The following is a 20,509-nucleotide window of genomic DNA, read 5'->3' as shown; positions in this document are numbered from 1 at the left end:
ATGAAGCTCTCATGGAAAAATGAATTACCACAAGATTTACAGGCAAAGGTGGCCGCTGTCGAACGCCAAATTGCGCCGCGGATAGCTGAAATTGATGAACAGGTGACTTATAATCAGATGCGTGTTTTGGAGTGTTTTAGAAAGCATCATGTCGCTGAAGAAGATTTTGCGGGGTCGACTGGTTACGGATATGACGATGTTGGTCGCGATAAGTTGGATGCGATTTATGCCGATTATTTTCATACGGAAGATGCAATGGTGCGGCCCCAATTAATTTCTGGAACACATGCAATTGCCACTGCACTTTTTAGCATTTTACGCGCGCAAGATACTCTCTTTTACATGACTGGAATGCCGTATGATACTATTCAGCATGTGATTGGAATAGTTGGTGATGAACCAGGGACAATGCTGGATTACGGGATCAATTTTGATTATGCAAAACTTTTAAAAACTGGAAAAGTCGATTATAAGACAGTTGCTGCTAAGCTGCAAAAAAATGACAGTATCAAAGTTGTAGCGATTCAACGTTCACGCGGATATGCGCTGCGAGACAGCTTTACGGTAGCTGAAATTAAAGAGATGATTGCATTTGTGCGCGCAAGACTGCCACATGCCATTATTTTTATCGATAATTGTTATGGTGAATTTTCTGAGATCCATGAACCAACGGAAGATGGTGCTGATCTCATGGCGGGTTCTCTGTATAAGAATGCAGGTGCAGGCATCGTCAAAACGGGTGCATATCTTGTTGGAAGGAAAGCTTTAATTAAAAAAGCGGGCAATCGCTTAAATGTTCCTGGGGCCGGAAAGCATGAAGGTGCAACTATCGGACACATACGTGACATGTACCAAGGCTTTTTCTTGGGACCACATGTTACGGGAGAAGCGATTAAAGGAGCAATTTTTACTAGCGCGCTGCTCGAAAAAATCGGTCTGACTGTTTCACCGCGCTGGGATGCACCACGGACTGATTTAGTCCAAACGGTTAATTTTGGTGACCCCACCGCAATGATCGGTTTTTGCCAAGCAATCCAGCATTATTCACCCGTTAATTCATATGTTGACCCTGTTCCAAGCGTGATGGATGGCTACGAGGATCCTGAAATTATGGCTTCTGGAAGTTTTACAGAAGGTTCAACCATTGAACTGTCATCGGACGGCCCGATGAGACCTCCATATACGCTGTATATTCAGGGTGGATTAACTTATTCCCATGTGAAAGTTGCGATTAGTAAGGCAGTTGCAGAAATTTTTTACGAAAAGAAAGACATGTAATAAAATATAACATTCACTGTTGACATTTAAAATTCGCCTTGCTATTATTAGTGCGTGAGTTAGGAGGGTTGTTATGAAAGAAAAGGAACTCAGACGTTCTCTTGCCGTTTTACCGATTGGGACCGTCATGAAGTTAACAAACTTGTCGGCGCGACAGATCAGGTATTATGAGGAGCAAGAGCTGGTAAAACCCGAACGCAATGAAGGAAATCGCAGGATGTATTCTCTCAATGATGTTGATCGCTTATTAGAGATTAAAGATTATCTTGATGAAGGCATTAACATGGCTGGGATTAAGCATATTTACGTTGAAAATGAACGTAAGCGTGCTGCAAAAGAAGCACAGTTGGCTAAACCATTAACTGATTCAGATGTTCGTAAAATTTTACGGGATGAATTTATCTCTGTCAGCGGTTTGGGCAAGAGAGAAGAGTTTCCTTTCAAACATAATAAGAACCTCTAAATTTTAAAAAGGAGCGATTTATATGGGAAAGCCTAGCTACACCAAGGATGACATCCGCAAGATTTCTAAGGAAGAAAATGTTAAGTTTTTACGCTTAATGTTCACAGATTTATATGGCGTGATTAAGAACGTTGAAGTTCCAATTAGCCAATTGGATAAGTTGCTTGATAACAAGTTGATGTTTGATGGCTCCTCGATTGATGGTTTTGTGCGTATCGAGGAAAGTGATATGATTCTGTATCCGGATTTATCGACGTGGATGATCTTCCCTTGGGGGAGTGAGCATGGAAAAGTCGCACGGATTATTTGTGAAGTTTACAATGCAGATCGCACACCTTTCATTGGGGATCCGCGCAATAATCTGATTCGTGTTTTGAAAGAAATGAAGGAGTTAGGCTTTACAGACTTCAACATTGGGCCAGAACCTGAGTTTTTCTTGTTCAAATTGGATCCTCAAACTGGCAAACCAACGATGAGCCTGAATGACAAGGGGAGTTACTTTGATCTTGCCCCTGTAGATTTGGGTGAAAATTGCCGACGTGATATCGTGCTTGAGCTTGAAAATATGGGCTTTGACGTTGAAGCCTCCCATCATGAAGTCGCCCCTGGGCAACATGAAATTGATTTCAAGTATGCAGATGCATTGCACGCTTGTGATAACATTCAAACCTTTAAGCTGGTTGTTAAGACAGTTGCACGCAAACATGGATTACACGCAACATTTATGCCAAAGCCACTTGATCGGATTAATGGCTCTGGGATGCACATCAACATGTCACTTTTCACGGCCGATGGGAATGCTTTCTTTGATGAAAAAGGAGAGATGCAGCTTTCACAAGAAGCACATTACTTCTTAGGTGGCTTGTTGAAACATGCTCGTGGATTCACAGCTGTTACTAACCCAACTGTTAACTCCTACAAGCGACTTGTTCCAGGATATGAAGCACCTGTTTATGTTGCATGGTCAGGTCGCAACCGTTCTCCACTTGTACGTGTGCCGATTGCACGTGGACTATCAACCCGTCTCGAATTACGAAGTGTTGACCCTAGTGCTAATCCTTACCTTGCAATTGCAGCTATTCTGGAAGCTGGGCTTGATGGTTTGCGTAATAAAATCGAAGCTCCTAAGCCAATTGACCGGAATATCTATGTAATGGACGATGAAGAGCGCAAGGCAAATGGAATTTCTGACTTGCCTTCGACTTTGCATAATGCTTTGAAGTCACTTGAAGCTGATGAAGTGATTGCCAAGGCAATGGGTCCTCATTTGTATCAAAACTTCATTGAAGGTAAGAAGCTCGAATGGGGCGCTTATCGTCAAGAAGTTTCACAATGGGAACGTGATCAGTACTTAGAATTATATTAAAAAGCAAGTGTATTTTGTAGCCTGAGACTGGTAATCAAAGTACATTAATAACAGTATTGTAAATAAGGTTATCAGACTGGACAAAACATAAGTTTTGAGCCAGCCTGATAGCCTTATTTAGGTACTTGAACTGTTATAAAGAAATGTAATCCAACAATAAGGCATCAACATTTCTGGAATTAGCAGGACATTAAAATAGCTGCCTATGAAAAATTAACGATTTTTACATATTTAATCTGTGCAAACATTATGAGGTGGGAGATCCCACCATAAAGATCAGCGACAGTGAAGATTTGGTCATTATTCTTATTTTTACTAATAAATCCCGTTGCAACGAACTCGTGGCCTTCAAGATCTGTTAAGCAAAGGCTAAGCGGCTTGTGTTTTTGAATTGCTTGCTCAATAAAGAGTTTTAGTTGAAAAGCTGGCATCTGTTGATAATGTGTATTCTCAGCTTGTGCACTAAGATTGAATTTGGCTTGGATACTTTCGATAATTTGCTGTAAAGTAGTTTTTTTAAGTGCCATAACAAGTCGCTCCTTTTTAAGAACATTTGTTCGATAAATTCATTATAGAACATTTGTTCGCAATTGCAAGCGTGATTTTATTTTTTTATCCGAGAATAATTATTTTTTGAAGAGAGAGGCTTGAAAAAAGATTCAAAAAAGTACATTATTGAGTTAATACATTATTTTAGAGGAGAATTTGCAGACATGTCTAAACGCGGAATGCTGATCGTATTATCTGGACCTTCTGGAGTAGGTAAAGGAACCATTAGGAAGGCCATTTTTGAACAAGATGATAACAAATTCCATTATTCGATCTCGATGACCACCAGAAAGAAGAGACCAGGAGAAGTAGACGGAAAGGATTATTTCTTTGTTTCCAAAGATGAATTTGAAAAAGAAATCGCAACCGGAGGCATGCTGGAGTATGCGCGTTATGTTGACAATTATTACGGGACACCGTTAAAATATGTTAATGAGATGCTTGATAGTGGTAAAGACGTTTTCCTTGAAATTGAAGTCAGAGGGGCAATGCAGGTTCGTGAAAAATGTACTGACGGCTTGTTTATTTTCTTAACCCCCCCAGATTTGATGGAGTTGAGGCATCGGATTATCGAGCGCGGCACCGATGATTTAGCAACGATTGATAAGCGGATGAAAAAAGCTGTTGGCGAGATTGAAATGATGCAAAACTACGATTATGCGGTAGTCAACGATGAAATCCCGGCAGCAGTCGAAAAGATCAAAACTATCATTCGTGCTGAACGTTGGCGTGTGAAAAGATTTTTACCAGATTACAAGAAACAGTTAGGAGATGTTTTGAAATGATTTTATATCCTTCAGTCGATGATCTATTGAAAAGAGTCGATTCGCGTTACTCATTGGTAATGCTTGCAAGTAAACGTGCGCACGAACTTGATGGCGGCGCTGTTCCAATGCTGAATAAGTATGAATCAGTTAAAAATGTTGGGAAAGCACTAGAGGAAGTCGTTGCGGATGATTTGATAATTGATCCGAACGAACACGAAAAAGTTTAATTGGTTGCGTAAAAACGCATAAGATAACTGGAGATCCTGGTTGAGCACAGAGACAACTTTATTACGGTTGTGAAGTGTAATCTAGCTGATCTCTTTTTTGTTGTGTTTTTTGCTGCTAAAATTGTTACAATATGATTATTAGATACTGGAGGCGACACAGTGAAAAATCAACATGTGGCAGTCTATGTGACTGGTGGGATTGCAGCCTATAAAGCGGCATTCTTTGTGCGCGAAATGATTAAAAAGGGAGCACAAGTCAAGGTAGCACTGACTAAGAGTGCATGTGCCTTTGTGACCCCCTTGACCTTTCAAACTCTTAGTCAAAATCCGGTCTATATTGATGGGGAAAATAGTGCTGAAATTGTCCCGCATATTGAACTGGCAGTGTGGTCTGATCTAGCAGTCGTCATCCCTGCAACGGCTAATCTGATTGCAAAAATGGCCACTGGAATTGCAGATGACTTTGTCAGTTCGGCGCTTTTAGCTTCAGCTTGTCCGAAGTTTGTTGTTCCTGCAATGAATGATCAAATGTACTACAATCCTGCAACTCAAAGGAATCTGAAACAACTTATGGAAGACGGCATTTGTGTATTAGAGCCAGCGACTGGTTTTTTGGCTGAAGGATATACGGGCAAGGGTAGGTTACCAGAAATCGAACAGGTAGTTGAGTGGCTCACATTTAACTACACGCGAATAAGCCAAAAACAGGACCTGAAGAATAAACAGGTGCTCATTACTGCCGGTGGGACAATTGAGCCATTAGACCCTGTCCGCTATCTTACGAATCGTTCATCCGGGAAAATGGGCTATGCGCTCGCTGAGAATGCGCTTTTACGTGGTGCGACGGTGATCTTGATCTCCGCCCCTACACAGTTAAAGCCACCTTTTGGGGCCAAAGTTATTGCAGTTCAAACAGCGCTAGAAATGGCTAAGGCAGTTGAGACTTATTATTCAAAAATGGATATCGTGATTATGGCAGCAGCTGTCTCGGATTACCGCGCAGCAAAACCGGCAGCACAAAAAATCAAAAAAAAGGACACAACTTTGGCATTACAATTGGTCGAAAATCCAGATATTCTTTTAGGACTTGGAGCTAAAAAGAAACAGCAGCTGTTAGTCGGGTTTGCGGCAGAAACGCAGCAGTTAGTGCAAAATGCAGCCAAAAAAATGGTTAAAAAACGGGTTGATTTGCTAGTTGCTAATGATGTTTCGCGTAGCGACATCGGTTTTGGAAGTAACCAAAATGAAGTAACTTTTCTGCGACCGCACCAAAAGCCGTTATTAGTTAAAAAAACTACCAAAGAAGAAATCGCCGCACAGATTTTTGATGTGCTACTTTCACAATAAAAGGAGGTGCTGGCAATCGCACAGTATGCGGAAGTGATTGTTGATGTTCCAACAATGCAAACTAATCAGCCTTATACTTATAAAGTGAAGCACAATTTTGAAAATGAATTGAGTCCTGGAATGCGCGTAATTGTGCCATTTGGACGCGGCAGTCGGTTGGTACAAGGTTTTGTAATGCGTGTTTTTTCACAGGCTTCTTTTGCAGGAGAACTCAAAGAGATTGAGGCCTTAACTGATCTTGAACCGGTTTTAGACGCTGAAGCGCTTGCCTTGGGACCGTGGTTGGCACAGACGACTTTTTCATTTTTAATCAGTTGTTTACAGGTGATGATTCCCAGCGCACTCCGAGCTAAATATAGCAAAGAGCTAGAGTTGACTAATAAGTTCAATGTTCCAGAAGCTGTACGCGCTTTTTTTGGGGCGCACACCAAAAAACTTTTTGATGAGCAAAAGGTTGCAGAACCATTACGCTCACAACTGCTAACTGCACGGCGGACTGGCATGCTTAAATTAAACTATGTGGTAAATGATCGTCTGCAGGCTAAACAGGTCAGCTTTATCAAAGCTGCGCTTGATAAAGCTGAATTGGAGCAGGCGGTCGGCAAGCTGCGTGCAAATGCACGTAACTTACACACACTTCTAACTTATTTATCGCAGCATCCACAAGCGATGCAGCAGGGACTACTGGAAAAGAAGCTGGCACTTTCTCCTGAAACTTTCCGGAATGCTGAAAAAAAAGGCTGGATCACCCGTTTTAAGCAGGTTCAATATCGCAATCCAGTTAGGCAATTGAACGTTAAACGCACAGTTCCGCGACATCTAACCCCAGCACAAGCAGCCGCGGTTGCTGCAGTTATTGCGCAAATTGACCAACAGCAACCAACTACTTTTTTACTTGAAGGCGTCACTGGAAGCGGCAAAACAGAAGTTTACCTGCAGATCATTGCGCATGCGCTTGCCCAAAAGAAAACAGCCTTGATGCTGGTTCCGGAAATTTCGTTGACTCCGCAAATGGTTAAGCGAGTCGTGGGACGCTTTGGGACGCAGGTTGCACTTTTGCATAGCGGCCTTTCAGATGGCGAACGTTTTGATGAATGGCGTAGAATCAAAGAAGGACAAGCAACCGTCGTGGTGGGGGCCCGTTCTGCGGTCTTTGCACCTTTAAAAAGGCTTGGGGTGATCATCATAGATGAAGAGCATGAATCTAGTTATAAGCAGGAAAAAATGCCGCGTTATCATGCACGCGATGTGGCAAAATGGCGTGCTGATTTTCACAGTTGTCCTGTAGTTTTGGGGAGTGCTACACCCTCGCTTGAATCGCGTGCTCGTGCGCAAAAGGGTGTCTATCGCTGGTTGAAGCTGCCGCAGCGGATTAATAATAAGCCGCTGCCCCAAGTGTCACTGATAGATATGCGGCAAGAAGCCAAGAAAACTCGTTTCCCGGATTTTTCGCAAGCTTTGATTGATGCGGTCGAAATACGACTTGCCAAAAAGGAACAGGTTATTTTAATGCTTAACCGGCGCGGATATTCTTCGTTTATGATGTGCCGGGATTGCGGTTATGTACTGAATTGTCCCAACTGTGATATTTCGTTGACTTTTCATCTTGACACACACTCAATGAAGTGCCATTATTGCGGACATGAAGAAGCAATTCCGCATGTTTGTCCGTCTTGTGGTAGTCGCCAAATTAGATACTATGGGACGGGAACCCAGAAAGTTGAACAAGAATTGACACAGCTTTTTCCACAGGCCAGAATCTTAAGAATGGATGTTGATACAACCAAAAGAAAAGGGGCGCATGCCCGAATCCTCAGAGAATTTGGTGAACGAAAAGCGGATATTTTGCTAGGAACACAGATGATTGCAAAGGGGCTTGACTATCCGGATGTTACTTTAGTAGGGGTCTTAAATGCGGATACTGCTCTGGGGCTTGCCGATTTTCGTGCAAGTGAACGGACCTTTCAACTACTTACACAAGTCAGTGGAAGAGCAGGGCGTGCACAAAAAGAAGGCAAGGTTATTATTCAGACATATAATCCTGAACACTATGCTTTATTGTTGGCACAAAAGCAAGATTATGAACAGTTTTTTATGCGTGAGATGGATATTCGGCATCGGGGAGGCTATCCGCCATATTATTTTACGATTCAAGTAACTGCCAGTGCACCAGCTGAAAGTCAAGCAGCTAAGAAAATTTTTGAGACTTATAAAACCCTTAAAACGGCGCTCAGTAGTAGTGCAGTTATTCTAGGACCAACCCCTAAAGCAATCATGCGTATTAATAAGCGTTATTATTATCAATTGATTATTAAGTATAAAAAAGAACCTGGGCTGGCAGCATGTCTTAGTGAATTATTGCAAAAGAGTCAACGTTCCGAAAGAACTGGCGTGCTGCTGACGATTGATCGCGAACCACTGAATTTTATTTAAGAAAAGGAATGATGATATCGATGACCTCTGTTGTTTTTATGGGAACCCCGCAGTTTGCAGCAACTATCTTGGAAGGACTAGTGGAAGCTGATTATGATATTAAGGCGGTGGTCACTCAACCTGATCGATTGACTGGCCGCAAGCGTGTTTTAACACATCCCCCAGTTAAAGCAGTTGCATTGAAACATGGAATTCGAGTACTACAACCACAAAAAATTAGTGGTAGTCCAGAAATGGCAGCAGTTATTGAACTTGCTCCAGATTTAATCATTACGGCTGCATTTGGACAATTTCTACCTGACGCACTCATTGCTGCAGCCAAAGTTGGAGCAGTGAATGTTCATGGTTCACTGTTACCCAAGTATCGCGGTGGTGCGCCGGTTCAATATGCAATCATGAATGGGGATTCGCTGACTGGGGTGACCTTAATTTATATGGTTAAGAAAATGGACGCAGGTGCAATGTTGGCGCAAGCAAAATTGCCAATTGGTGCCACAGATGATACTGGAACAATTTTTGCCAAAATGAGTGTGCTAGGTCGGACGCTTTTGCTGGAAACTCTGCCTAAGTTATTGCAGGGGGAAATTGAGGCCGTGCCTCAAGCTGAAGATCAGGTTACTTTTTCTCCTGTGATTAGACCAGAACAAGAAACACTGAGTTTGCAACAAACAGCAGTTGAGTTAGATTGGAAAATCCGGGCACTTCGGCCACAACCAGGGGCATATTTTAAGCAATTCCTAGGGAAACGAACAAAGCTTTGGCAAATTAAACCACTGACTGAAAAAACAACACTGGCCGCGGGCTTTGTAGTTGAAGTTGATAAGAAGCACTTAAAAGTGGCAGCGGCTAAAGGAACAGTTTATCAACTTGAAGTTTTGCAACCGGCAGGCAAACCCAAAATGAATATCAGCGCTTACTTGAATGGTCAGGGTCAAGGAATCAAGGCTGGTCAGAGGATAATTACAGATGAATAATAAGCCCTTAAAAAGAATAACAAAACCAACGGCCCGTTTATTAGCCGTTGAAATTTTAACACGGATTGTACGTGAAAATGCCTATTCAAATATCTTATTAAATCAGACACTGCAAAAAAAACAGTTGTCACGAGTTGACGGTAATTTGCTGACTAGGCTGGTTTATGGTGTCCTACAGCATCGGTTGACGCTTGAATATTGGCTTGAACCTTTTATTAAAGGTAAAAAACTGGAGCCTTGGGTACAACAGCTTTTGCTGGTTTCTTTGTACCAATTGCAATATTTGGATAAAATCCCTGCACGTGCAGTTTTGAATGAAGCCATTGAAATTGCCAAAAGCAAGGGACACGATGGTGTGCGAAAATTTGTGACAGGTGTTTTGCATGCAATTTTGCGGACAGGTGTACGCAATTTTGAGGAGCTACAGCAACCTACAAAGCGACTTAGCATCGTTTATAGTGTCCCAGAATGGATAATTAACCGTTTGCAGCAGCAGGTTGGAGACGAGAAGACTATTAAAATTTTATCTTCGTTGGCGCAAATTCCGCATGGTGCTGTGCGAGTTAATCAGTCACGGATCACTGTCGCGGCAGCAAAAAAACAGCTTATGGCAGCGGGCTTTGAAGTTGAACAAAGCGCAGTTTTTACAGGAAGTTTGCTGCTAAAAAAAGGGCATGTACTTGATAGTCCTCTTTTTCAGACAGGCAAGCTCATGCTGCAAGACGAAAGTGCAGCTTTGGTTGTTGATTCCATGCAACTATCAGGAACGGAGCAGGTTCTAGACGCCTGTGCCGCTCCCGGTGGTAAAACGATGCAGATTGCTGATGAGTTAACTACCGGACAGGTCACAGCGCTTGATATTCATCGGCATAAAGTTGAATTAATTAAAGAAAATGCCAAAAAATGTGATTTTTCTGCTAAAGTAAAAGCAGTGACACTCGATGCACGTGCGGCTGGAACAAGATTTGCGGCACAAAGTTTTGCACAGGTTTTAGTGGATGCACCATGTTCTGGGATAGGTCTGCTACGACGCAAACCTGAGATTCGGTATGAAAAAAGCCCACAAGATTCAGTTAACCTGCAGCAGATCCAGCTTGAAATTTTGGAAAGCGTCGCACCTTTAGTAGCACCAGGGGGTAAGCTTACCTACAGTACATGTACTATTTTAAAAACTGAAAACCAAGATGTGATCACGCTCTTTTTGAAAAAACATCCTGAATTTGAACAGCTTGAGACAACGACTAGTCTGCCTGTAAAAAAGGCTGGGCAGTTGGCATTGACGATTTATCCGGATGAGTACAATTCCGATGGTTTCTTTATTGCAACATTGCGCAGGAAAAAGACGGTGGAGATGAACTAAATGATTTTTGCATATCAAAGCGACATTGGGAAAATTCGTAAGCGTAATGAAGATTATGTCGGCGTTTTCCAAAATAAGCAAGAAATTCAGTTTGCAGTCGTTGCAGACGGACTTGGGGGCCATAAAGGAGGCGATGTGGCTTCTGAAATGGCTGTTTCACATCTAGGTTTCAGATTCGAAGAAACGACCTTTTCCACTCTCCAAGAAGGTGCCCGTTGGTTGGTTGAAGAAGTCAATCGTGAAAACACACTGATTTTGGAACGTGCCCAGCAATATGAAGATTTGAACGGCATGGGAACCACACTGGTTTGTGCTCTTTTTTTCGGTACAGAATTTTTGTTAGCTAATATTGGGGACAGCCGGGGGTATTTGCTGCGCAAAAATGAGCTGATCCAAGTTACAGAAGATCATTCATTAGTCAATGAACTGCTTAAACGCGGACAAATCAGTTCAGAAGAAGCAAAACATCATCCGCAAAAAAACATTGTAACACGCACACTTGGTGTTTCTGGCAATGCAACTTTGGATGAAAAAGTAATTGAATTACAATCTACAGATATGCTGTTGCTGTGTACAGATGGATTGACCAATATGCTTGAAGATGCAGAAATTGAAAAAGTCTTGCAAAGTGATGCGCAGCTTGATGAAAAATGCCAGTTATTGATTGCACAGGCAAATAAAGCTGGCGGGAGTGATAATATTACGCTTTTGCTTGCACGAGCCGCAACGCACGGTGAGGTGAAACCGCGATGAAAGCAGGATATGTACTGAGCGGTCGGTATAAAATAAAAAAGAGCTTGGGTGAAGGTGGCATGGCGAATGTCTACCTTGCCTTTGATCTCATTTTAAAACGTGAAGTCGCAGTTAAATTAATGCGACTTGATCTGCGGGATAATCCGGCAGCAATTCGGCGCTTTAAACGTGAGGCAATTTCTTTAACTGAACTTGCCCATCCCAATATTGTTAGTATTTATGACCTTGGCGAAGACAATGGCATGCAGTATTTAATAATGGAATATGTGGAAGGCATGGATTTAAAAGAGTATATCGCACAAAACTTTCCATTTGCATATTCGCGGGTTATCGGAATTATGGAACAAATCCTTTCAGCTGTATCTGAGGCGCATGCCCATGATATTATTCATCGTGACCTTAAACCACAAAATATTTTGATCAATGAACAAGGTCAAGTCAAGATTACCGATTTTGGAATTGCACTTGCGACTTCCGAATATTCGTTGACACAGACGAATACCCTCATGGGCTCGGTTCATTATCTTTCTCCTGAACAGGCGCGAGGTAGTTTAGTAACCAAACAATCAGACATTTATTCTCTGGGAATTATTTTATTTGAGATGCTGACAGGGCGTGTCCCATATCAAGGGGAGACCGCTGTTTCCATCGCACTCAAACATTTTCAAAATGAGATGCCGTCAGTGCGCGCCTTTGACCACAGTATTCCACAGCCGCTCGAAAATGTTGTTTTACGTGCAACTGCTAAGAATCTGAGAGAACGTTATCAAACGGTGGCTGAAATGGCAGCGGACTTGCGTACAACACTCTCTGCAACGCGTGCGACCGAGCCTAAATGGCACCCGTTTGAAACCTTGGATGACGAGACAAAGGTCCTTGAACCGCTTAAAATAGCAACTAAAGTCCAAAAAAAGAAACCAACTGTACCGGAAAAAAAGCCAGAGACCAAGGCCAAAAAATGGAGTACCAAAAAGAAATGGCTTTTTTGGGGTGGCATCTGTTTTATACTTTTGCTGGTAATTTTTGCAGCGCTATCGTTTGCTTTAAGTCCGCATAATGTCAGTATTCCTGATTTGAGGGGAATGACTAAGGCAGAGGCTAAGGGGGTCCTTTCAGATCGTAATCTAAAGGTTGGAAAGGTCTCTTATCAAAATAATGATAAGTATTATCAAGGACAAGTGATCTCCTCAACACCAGAAGAAGCAACGAATGTCCGTGAAAATTCACAAGTTTCGCTTGTTTTGTCCAAGGGGCCAGAGAAATTTAAATTTGGTGATTATACCGGGCAGTCTTATGCGACTGTCAAGAAAAAGCTTGAGGCAAAAGGTGTGACAGTTTTAAAACAAAATGAGTATTCTAATACTGTCGCTAAGGGCGAGATTCTAGATCAGACGCTTTCTAAAAATAAAAAGGTCGTCTGGGATCAGACAACTGTGACTTTTACAGTTAGTTCTGGAGCAGGACAGTCCTATTTAAGAGATTTAACCGGCTATACAGAAAAAAGTGTGCGGGACTACGCTAACGAATTAGGGCTTGTTTTGAAAGTCAAAAAGGAAAGTTCAAGTGACTCAACAGCAGGTTTAGTAATTGCACAAGATCCTGCGGTGGGTTCTCCCGTTCAAAGCGGGGATGTTTTACAAGTTACACTAGCAGCAAATACAACAAGCTCTTCCAGCAGTAGTAGTGCTTCAAGCAGCTCGCAAGAAAAGACGTTTGCTGTTAATGTGACTTTGCCATATGCTAATAATGCAAGTTCTACAAGTACTGGAGCACAGCAAAGTACAACGAATAAAATTGAAATTTATCTTCAAGATAAAAATCACAGTTTTAGTTCGGTGTATCAAACGCTGACGATTGCACGTGACACGGAGATTTCTTTACCGTTTACTTTGGATGGGTCTGCAACGGGAAAGTATAAGGTTGTACGCGATGGTCAGGTTGTTGCTGAAAAAGATAATATTAAAGATAGTGGAAATTAGCGATACAAAGTTGCAAGGATTAGAAGGAGGCGTTGGGGTGGTAGCAGGACAAATTCGACAGTCTTTAAGCGGATATTACGACATTGAAGTTGATGGACTGATCTATCGGACTAGAGCACGTGGCAATTTTCGGAAGAAAAACCAGACTCCCTTAGTGGGCGATTGGGTTGAATTTAAGGCAGATAGTCAAACAGAGGGCTATATTTTAAAAATTGCTGCACGGAAGAATCGGCTAGTAAGGCCGCCAGTTGCAAATGTTGATTTTGCGATTGTGGTGACCGCGGTTAAGGAGCCGGTTTTATCAACTAATTTATTGGATCGGCAATTAGTGATGCTTGAAAAAAATAAGATTACACCGTTACTGTATTTTTCTAAAATTGATCTTTTAAATACGGCGGAAAAGCACAAGCTAACAAAGTTAATTGCTGCCTATGCGGTTTATTACAAATGCTTTATGTCACCAGCACCGGCACCAACTGAACTTTTTGCAGGATTGGCAGGACAATTGGGAGTTGTGATGGGGCAGACAGGAGCAGGAAAATCGACATTGCTCAATGACTTGAAGCCGGAACTTGAATTAGAAACCGGGGTCGTGTCAAAGGCGTTGAGCCGTGGCAAGCACACGACTCGCAAGACAGCACTATTTCCTTTAGCCGGGACCTTAATTGCTGATACTCCTGGTTTTTCTTCTTTTGACCTGCTGGATGTTACCAAGGAACAACTGGGCGGCTTCTTTCCAGAACTACGAGCTTACAGTGCAACCTGTAAATTCAGAAGTTGTTTGCATCTTAATGAACCTGGGTGTGCCGTTAAAGCCGCAGTTGCAGCTGGAGAGATCCTAGAAAGTCGTTACTTGAATTATGTACAGTTTCAAAAAGATATCAGTTCACAGAAGCCAAAATATCGTAAATCATAAATGAGGTGTTATAAAATGAAAATTGCTCCTTCAATTTTGAGTGCAGATTTTGCTAATTTACAACGCGACATAAAAATTGTCGAAGATGCGGGTGCGGAATATCTTCATCTGGATGTGATGGATGGTCACTTTGTTCCTAATCTTTCTTTTGGGGTTCCGTTAATTAAAGCCTTGAGACCAAATTCTAGCTTAATATTCGACTGCCATCTGATGGTCAGTCGTCCTGAAGATTACATCTCACCGTTGGCTGAGGCAGGCGTACAGATCATCGGCGTACATTACGAGGCTACCCCCCATATTTATCGGATGGTACAATTGATTCATCAGGCTGGATGCAAAGCGGAAGTGGTCTTAAATCCGGGGACGCCGATCAGTGTGCTGCAAGAGTTATTGCCAGTAGTGGATGCTGTTTTAATTATGACAGTTAATCCTGGATTCGGCGGACAGAAGTTTATTCCTGAGACTTTGGATAAAATAGCTCAATTAGCGACCTTGAAGAAAGCTCAAGGATTGACTTTTGAAATCGAAGTTGATGGTGGTATTGATGAGAAAACAAGTGTCCTGTGTCAAGCGCGCGGTGCGACCGTGGCAGTTGCGGGGTCGTTTGTTTTTGAGAGTCAATCACCGGCTGCGCAGGTCAAATTATTACATAAAGTGACGGGTGAGTAAGATGATTATCAATTTATTAGTTGGTGGACCGGTCTGTGAATGGCCGGAACAGCTTTTTGAGGATCAAAAAGCAGCTCTTTGGGTAGGTGCAGATCGGGGTGCTTTACGGCTAGTCAAGCATGGGATTAAGCCAGCATTAGCGATTGGAGATTTTGATTCTTCATCACCCGCTGAAAGAAAACTCGTTTTTGCTAACAGTCAGCAGGTGGTGACTGCAAAGGCACAGAAAGATGATACGGATACCGAGTTGGCACTTAAGTTGATTTTTAAGCAGTTTGATTGCGAGCGGATTAATATTTACGGTGCGACGGGTGGTCGTTTAGATCATTTCCTAGCAAACTTGTTTTGCGTGCTGCGGCCCCCCTTTGATCAGTTTCTTGAAAAAATTTATCTCTATGATCGCTTTAATACCGTTAGTTTTTTTAAACCAGGAGTGCATCGGCTGAAAAAAGAAGAAGATAAGAAGTATCTGGCGTTTATTCCACTGACAGCAGTGAAAGCACTGGAGCTCTTTGATGAAAAATATCGGTTAAGTCAGACTGATTTTACGCATCCAATTTCATTAGCCAGCAATGAGTTTATTGGCGAGACTGGAAAATTCAGTTTCAGCAGCGGGGTTGTGTGTGTCATTCAAAGCAAAGATTAACAATAATCGTTAAGCACCCAGCAGTCCGTTAATTTAGAAACAAAAAAAGACTCGCAAAACGAGTCTTTAGTAATTATACGCGTGTTACTTTGCCCGATTTCAATGCTCGAGCTGATACCCAAACTCTTTTAGGCTTGCCGTCAACCAAAATTCTTACTTTTTGCAGATTTGGTTTCCATGAGCGACTCGTTTGGTTCAAAGCATGTGAACGCTTTTTGCCGAAAGTTGTTTTGCGGCCAGTAATAAAGTCTTTTGCCATTGTTATTCCTCCTTTGTTGCTAGGATTAAAAATACAGCTGCTGTTAACTCACTTGACTAAGTTATCATAATTCAGTTTTGAATGCAAGATTTTTCTGTAAAGTAAATTAACTTGGCAGTTACTAATCCGCGTCGGCTTCGTCTGCGTTGAAATCGGGCGATGTCTGCGGTATAGTGGTTTATTGTAATTTATGCTAAAATGTTGTTGACGATTGTGCTAATTAAGGAGGCTGTATTTTATGGCTGTAAAAATCAAAACGCAGTTCGGAAACATTGATATTAATAATGATGTAATTGCGACGGTTGTAGGTGGTGCTGCAACCGAAATTTTTGGAATAGTCGGCATGGCTAGCAAAAATCAAATTCGTGATAACCTTAACGAAATTTTAAAACGAGATAATTATTCAAAGGGAGTAGTTGTTCGTCAGGAAGATGCTGGCGTCGCGGTTGATGTTTATATTATTGTAGGTTATGGAACAAAGATTTCCGAGGTCTGCCGTAACGTTCAAGACAAAGTCAAATATAATTTGGAAACCATGCTCGGGATAACGGCCAGTTCTGTAAATGTTTTTGTACAGGGTGTACGAGTAATTGAGGAATAAGCTGGCTGTTGTTGGGGACCAAGGAGGATAAATAAAGTTGAAAGTGACGAAAATAACTGCCGCTGAATTTAGAAAAATGGTTGCGGTCAGTTCTAAAAGACTGAATAAAAATGCCGAATTTATCAATTCATTAAATGTTTTTCCTGTACCAGATGGAGACACAGGAACGAATATGAGTCTTTCGTTTGCAAGCGGAGCAAAGTATGTTTCTGAATCAACTGCGCAGAGCGTCGGCTCACTTGCGGTTGCGTTGGCTAAAGGCCTTTTGATGGGTGCACGTGGTAATTCGGGAGTGATTTTATCACAGATTTTCCGCGGCTTTTATAAGAGTACAGAGGCTAAAGAAGTCTTAACAGCTGCGGATCTTGCAGGTGCTCTGTCCGCCGGGGTAGAGTCTGCTTACAAAGCGGTGATGAAACCGACTGAAGGCACTATTTTGACGGTTGCACGTGAAGCTGCCAAGGCTGCTAATCAAGCGGCTGCAAGAACAACTGATGCAGCAGCAGTCATGACTGCCGCCTATCAAGCTGCCAAAAAGGCGTTAGCTAAAACCCCGGAACTGCTTCCTGTTCTTAAGGAGGTTGGGGTGGTGGATTCTGGTGGGCAAGGACTAACTTTTGTTTATCAGGGATTCGCTGATGTTTTGACCGGAAATCAGCGCGAAGAAGAGACGGAAACCCCGCATCAACCGAGTGTTGAAGAGATGGATGAGATGGTGAATGCACAACACCATAAGAGTGTTCAAAGTCAGCTGAGCACAGAAGATATTCGGTATGGTTATTGTACAGAGATCATGGTGCGTTTAGGTGCCGGAAGGTTGGTCGATCAAAAGTTTGATTATGAAAAATTCCGAACGGCATTAAGCGAAATTGGAGACTCACTGTTAGTGATTGCTGATGATGAGATTGTGAAAGTGCATGTGCATACTGAACAACCAGGTAAGGTTTTAGCCTATGGACAACATTTTGGTTCGCTGATTAAGGTAAAGGTTGACAATATGCGGCTGCAGCACGAAACTATTTTGGAACACGATCAAGAAAACAATAGTGTGGATGCAAGTCAACCGCACACGACTAATAACGGTTACGGGGTTATCGCCATCGCTTCGGGCGCTGGATTAGTTAAACTTTTCCGTGGATTGGGTGCGACTTATGTTTTAAATGGCGGGCAAACGATGAATCCAAGTACCCAGGATATTGTTGATGCAATCGCTAAAACACAGGCACAAAAAGTAATTATCTTACCAAATAATAAAAATATTTTGCTTGCTGCACAACAGGCGGCTCAAGTTGTGGATGCCGAAGTTGCGGTTATTCCAAGCAAGACAATTGCACAGGGAATGTCGGCACTTGTTTCTTTTAACCAAGATGACACGCTCGCTGCTAATCAAGCAGAAATGACAGCAGATTTAGCAACTGTCAAATCCGGACAGGTCACAATTGCTGTTCGCGATTCAACAATTGATGGTCAAGCAATCAAGAAAAACGACTATTTGGGAATTGTCGATGGTAAAATTTTGGTCACTGCTCCTAATCAGCAACAAACGGCGCTCGCAATGGTTAAGGAGATGCTGGATGATGACAGTGAAATTGTAACTATTATTTACGGAGCAGATGGGTCAGCGCAACAGGCAGAAGAACTTAAAACAGCTATCTTAGAGCTGGATGAGGATCTGGAAGTCGAAATTCATGAGGGTGACCAACCAGTTTACCCGTATTTAATCTCAGTTGAATAAAGGTGTCTGCGAGTCTGAGCAACTTATTGGAATTATCGGACTTTCGAAAGGCTAAGAGTGTGACAATCAGCCGGGTGACTGTGAGCAATTTGGTTTCAGTGCTCACAGTCTTCCGAACGTTGTCGCATTTTTGTTTGCGAGGTGACTAAAATGAAAAAACTTGATGATCCAGTCAGCGTATTACCTGGGGTAGGCCCCAAAAAGGTAGTCGCATTGAACAAATTGAATATCAATACGATCGAAGATCTGTTAAATGCCTTTCCTTTCAGATATGAAGACTTTGCCGCACGTAAACTAGCTGAAGTTAATGATCAAGAAAAGGTTGCTTTAAAAGGGACTGTAGCCTCGGAACCAGTCGTGAGTCGCTTTGGAAGAAATAAGAATCGTTTGAACTTCAGACTTTTAATCGAACATGAAGTGATTATGGTAACTTTTTTTAATCAAGCTTATCTTGCTAAGCAGATTGAAACTGGCAAAGAAATGGCGATTTATGGCAAGTGGGATGCTAAAAAGCAAAGATTGATGGGCATTAAAATTCTTGCGGCAGCCGCGGAGGATGAACTTGGTGGAGTATATCGTTCTTCAAAGGAGATCAAACAAAGTCAGGTGAAGAAGTTAGTAGCGGAAGCTTTTCAGGCATACCATGAATTACTTGTCGATTTAATCCCACTAGCTTTGCGTAAGAAGTACAGACTGATGTCGCGTGTTGAGATGGTGCGCAATATTCATTTTCCAGATAATGCGACAACTGCAAAACTGGCACGGCGGACAGGAATTTTTGAGGAATTTTTTCTTTTTCAAGTGAAAGTTCAATATTTAAAAAAACACAATCGAGTTGCAGATGGGATCAAGCTCGACTATGACTTAAGTAAGTTAAAAGTTTTGATTGCACAGTTGCCATTTACACTTACCGCTGCTCAAAAGAGGGTTGTTAATGAGATTTGTGCAGATCTGCATCATGATTATCATATGAATCGTTTGTTGCAAGGGGATGTGGGCTCAGGTAAAACAATCGTGGCTGCAATTGCACTCTATGCGGCGGTGACTGCGGGCTTCCAAGCTGCGTTAATGGTTCCAACCGAGATTCTGGCACAACAGCATGCAGAGAAATTTGCCCATCTTTTCAAGGATTTGGATGTAAATCTAGCGTTACTGACGAGTGCTACGCTCGGGCGCGCTAGTCAACGCAAAGAATTGCTTAAAAATCTAGCAAATGGGCAAGTTGATCTTGTGGTTGGAACCCATGCACTAATCCAAGACGATGTGAATTTTAAAAAATTGGGGCTAGTTGTAACCGATGAGCAGCACCGCTTTGGAGTTTCGCAGCGCCAAATCTTACGCCAAAAAGGACACGCTCCGGATGTACTAATGATGACGGCTACTCCAATTCCACGAACTCTTGCACTTACAACGTACGGTGAAATGGATGTTTCTACAATTGATGAACTACCAGCTGGACGTAAGGCAATTGAGACTATTTGGTTGAAAAATAAGCAACAAGAACAGGCATATGCTTTTATCGAAAAACAGCTTGACAATGGGGCACAAGTCTATATTGTTAGTCCGCTGATTGCAGAATCAGAGATGATGGATCTTAAAAACGCCGAAGAGGTTTATCTTAAGGCTAAAAAACGGTTAGAGCCACAATATCATGTTGGTCTGCTTCATGGTAAAATGAAGGGTGAGGAAAAAGAACAAGTAATGCGCGCCTTTAAAGCCCAGCAGTTGCATGTCTTGGTGGCAACAACTGTCATTGAAGTCGGAGTTGATGTTCCAAATGCGACTGTCATGATGATCCTCGATGCAGACCGTTTTGGCTTAGCGCAGCTTCATCAGTTGCGTGGACGGGTCGGCAGGGGAACGCAGCAATCTTATTGTTTGTTGCTAGCAGATCCTAAAAATGAGTACGGAAGCGCCAGAATGAAAGTTATGACTCAAACAAATGACGGATTTGTAATTGCACAAAAAGACCTTGAGTTGCGCGGCCAAGGGGATGTTTTAGGCAGTAAGCAGGCTGGAGTTCCCGATTTTAAGTTGGGCGATCCGGTTGCAAATTTAAATGTGCTGCAGGTTGCACAAAAAGAAGCCGCTCAAATTGTCAAGGATCCAATGTTTACTACCGGGAATCAGAGCGAACTTTATCGGTATGTGAGACGCAGTTTAGTAACAGGAATGAGTTTTGATTAA

Annotated in this window: 19 protein-coding genes; 17 read left to right on the top strand and 2 right to left on the bottom strand. The window is 42.3% G+C overall.

Translation table 11 applies throughout. The annotated features are described in order from the left end of the window. From AB3Y88_RS02380 to glnA, 3 genes are all read left to right on the top strand, one after another. Complete coding sequence (locus tag AB3Y88_RS02380) at nt 1-1,278, top strand: methionine gamma-lyase family protein (RefSeq protein ID WP_056959935.1); 1,278 nt, start codon at nt 1-3, stop codon at nt 1,276-1,278. Between the two features lie 73 nt (nt 1,279-1,351). Next, nucleotides 1,352-1,741, top strand: a complete 390-nt coding sequence (locus AB3Y88_RS02375; protein WP_054757314.1) for a MerR family transcriptional regulator — start codon at nt 1,352-1,354, stop codon at nt 1,739-1,741. A 22-nt stretch (nt 1,742-1,763) separates the two neighbouring features. After that, the gene (gene glnA, locus AB3Y88_RS02370; RefSeq protein ID WP_056959936.1) at nt 1,764-3,107 is read left to right on the top strand and encodes a type I glutamate--ammonia ligase; all 1,344 of its coding nucleotides are present in this window, start codon (nt 1,764-1,766) and stop codon (nt 3,105-3,107) included. A 203-nt stretch (nt 3,108-3,310) separates the two neighbouring features. Here the strand turns inward: glnA and AB3Y88_RS02365 are convergent, their stop codons facing one another. Then, nucleotides 3,311-3,634, bottom strand: a complete 324-nt coding sequence (locus AB3Y88_RS02365) for a hypothetical protein (RefSeq protein ID WP_054757315.1) — start codon at nt 3,632-3,634, stop codon at nt 3,311-3,313. A 186-nt stretch (nt 3,635-3,820) separates the two neighbouring features. On the opposite strand from AB3Y88_RS02365, the gene gmk reads away from it, so the two are divergent. The 11 genes from gmk to AB3Y88_RS02310 all read left to right on the top strand — a co-directional run bounded on the left by gmk (nt 3,821) and on the right by AB3Y88_RS02310 (nt 15,727). Continuing rightward, nucleotides 3,821-4,441 carry a guanylate kinase gene (gmk, locus tag AB3Y88_RS02360; RefSeq protein WP_056959938.1) on the top strand — a complete coding sequence of 207 codons (621 nt, stop codon included), beginning with the start codon at nt 3,821-3,823 and terminating at the stop codon, nt 4,439-4,441. After that, nucleotides 4,438-4,650, top strand: coding sequence for a DNA-directed RNA polymerase subunit omega (rpoZ, locus tag AB3Y88_RS02355; protein ID WP_054757316.1), 213 nt, complete (start codon nt 4,438-4,440; stop codon nt 4,648-4,650). The genes gmk and rpoZ overlap by 4 nt, the downstream gene beginning before the upstream one ends. A gap of 159 nt (nt 4,651-4,809) precedes the next feature. After that, entirely contained in the window at nt 4,810-5,997 is a 1,188-nt protein-coding gene (coaBC, locus tag AB3Y88_RS02350; RefSeq protein ID WP_228887781.1) for a bifunctional phosphopantothenoylcysteine decarboxylase/phosphopantothenate--cysteine ligase CoaBC, read from the top strand. A 15-nt stretch (nt 5,998-6,012) separates the two neighbouring features. Then, a complete protein-coding gene (gene priA, locus AB3Y88_RS02345) occupies nt 6,013-8,430 on the top strand; it encodes a primosomal protein N' (RefSeq protein ID WP_228887849.1) in 2,418 nt (805 codons plus the stop codon). Between the two features lie 20 nt (nt 8,431-8,450). Beyond that, complete coding sequence (fmt, locus tag AB3Y88_RS02340) at nt 8,451-9,404, top strand: methionyl-tRNA formyltransferase (RefSeq protein WP_261907339.1); 954 nt, start codon at nt 8,451-8,453, stop codon at nt 9,402-9,404. Then, nucleotides 9,397-10,764, top strand: a complete 1,368-nt coding sequence (gene rsmB, locus AB3Y88_RS02335) for a 16S rRNA (cytosine(967)-C(5))-methyltransferase RsmB (protein WP_228887779.1) — start codon at nt 9,397-9,399, stop codon at nt 10,762-10,764. The genes fmt and rsmB overlap by 8 nt, the downstream gene beginning before the upstream one ends. Further along, entirely contained in the window at nt 10,765-11,517 is a 753-nt protein-coding gene (locus AB3Y88_RS02330) for a Stp1/IreP family PP2C-type Ser/Thr phosphatase (protein ID WP_056959947.1), read from the top strand. Then, entirely contained in the window at nt 11,514-13,496 is a 1,983-nt protein-coding gene (pknB, locus tag AB3Y88_RS02325; protein WP_228887778.1) for a Stk1 family PASTA domain-containing Ser/Thr kinase, read from the top strand. The genes AB3Y88_RS02330 and pknB overlap by 4 nt, the downstream gene beginning before the upstream one ends. 37 nt (nt 13,497-13,533) lie before the next feature. Further along, a complete protein-coding gene (gene rsgA, locus AB3Y88_RS02320) occupies nt 13,534-14,412 on the top strand; it encodes a ribosome small subunit-dependent GTPase A (protein WP_228887777.1) in 879 nt (292 codons plus the stop codon). Between the two features lie 15 nt (nt 14,413-14,427). After that, a complete protein-coding gene (gene rpe, locus AB3Y88_RS02315; protein ID WP_056959953.1) occupies nt 14,428-15,081 on the top strand; it encodes a ribulose-phosphate 3-epimerase in 654 nt (217 codons plus the stop codon). A 1-nt stretch (nt 15,082) separates the two neighbouring features. Further along, complete coding sequence (locus AB3Y88_RS02310; RefSeq protein WP_228887776.1) at nt 15,083-15,727, top strand: thiamine diphosphokinase; 645 nt, start codon at nt 15,083-15,085, stop codon at nt 15,725-15,727. 73 nt (nt 15,728-15,800) lie between these two features. Here the strand turns inward: AB3Y88_RS02310 and rpmB are convergent, their stop codons facing one another. Continuing rightward, entirely contained in the window at nt 15,801-15,986 is a 186-nt protein-coding gene (gene rpmB, locus AB3Y88_RS02305) for a 50S ribosomal protein L28 (RefSeq protein WP_056959959.1), read from the bottom strand. Between the two features lie 238 nt (nt 15,987-16,224). Between rpmB and AB3Y88_RS02300 the strand changes: the two genes are divergently transcribed. From AB3Y88_RS02300 to recG, 3 genes are all read left to right on the top strand, one after another. Continuing rightward, entirely contained in the window at nt 16,225-16,587 is a 363-nt protein-coding gene (locus AB3Y88_RS02300; RefSeq protein ID WP_054757319.1) for an Asp23/Gls24 family envelope stress response protein, read from the top strand. Nucleotides 16,588-16,624: 37 nt separating this feature from the next. Next, entirely contained in the window at nt 16,625-18,322 is a 1,698-nt protein-coding gene (locus AB3Y88_RS02295; protein WP_056959961.1) for a DAK2 domain-containing protein, read from the top strand. Between the two features lie 150 nt (nt 18,323-18,472). Continuing rightward, a complete protein-coding gene (gene recG, locus AB3Y88_RS02290; protein ID WP_056959963.1) occupies nt 18,473-20,509 on the top strand; it encodes an ATP-dependent DNA helicase RecG in 2,037 nt (678 codons plus the stop codon).

The sequence above is a fragment of the Liquorilactobacillus satsumensis genome, from assembly GCF_964065465.1.
Lineage (GTDB): Bacteria > Bacillota > Bacilli > Lactobacillales > Lactobacillaceae > Liquorilactobacillus > Liquorilactobacillus satsumensis.
This window is presented reverse-complemented; position numbering and strand designations above follow the sequence as displayed.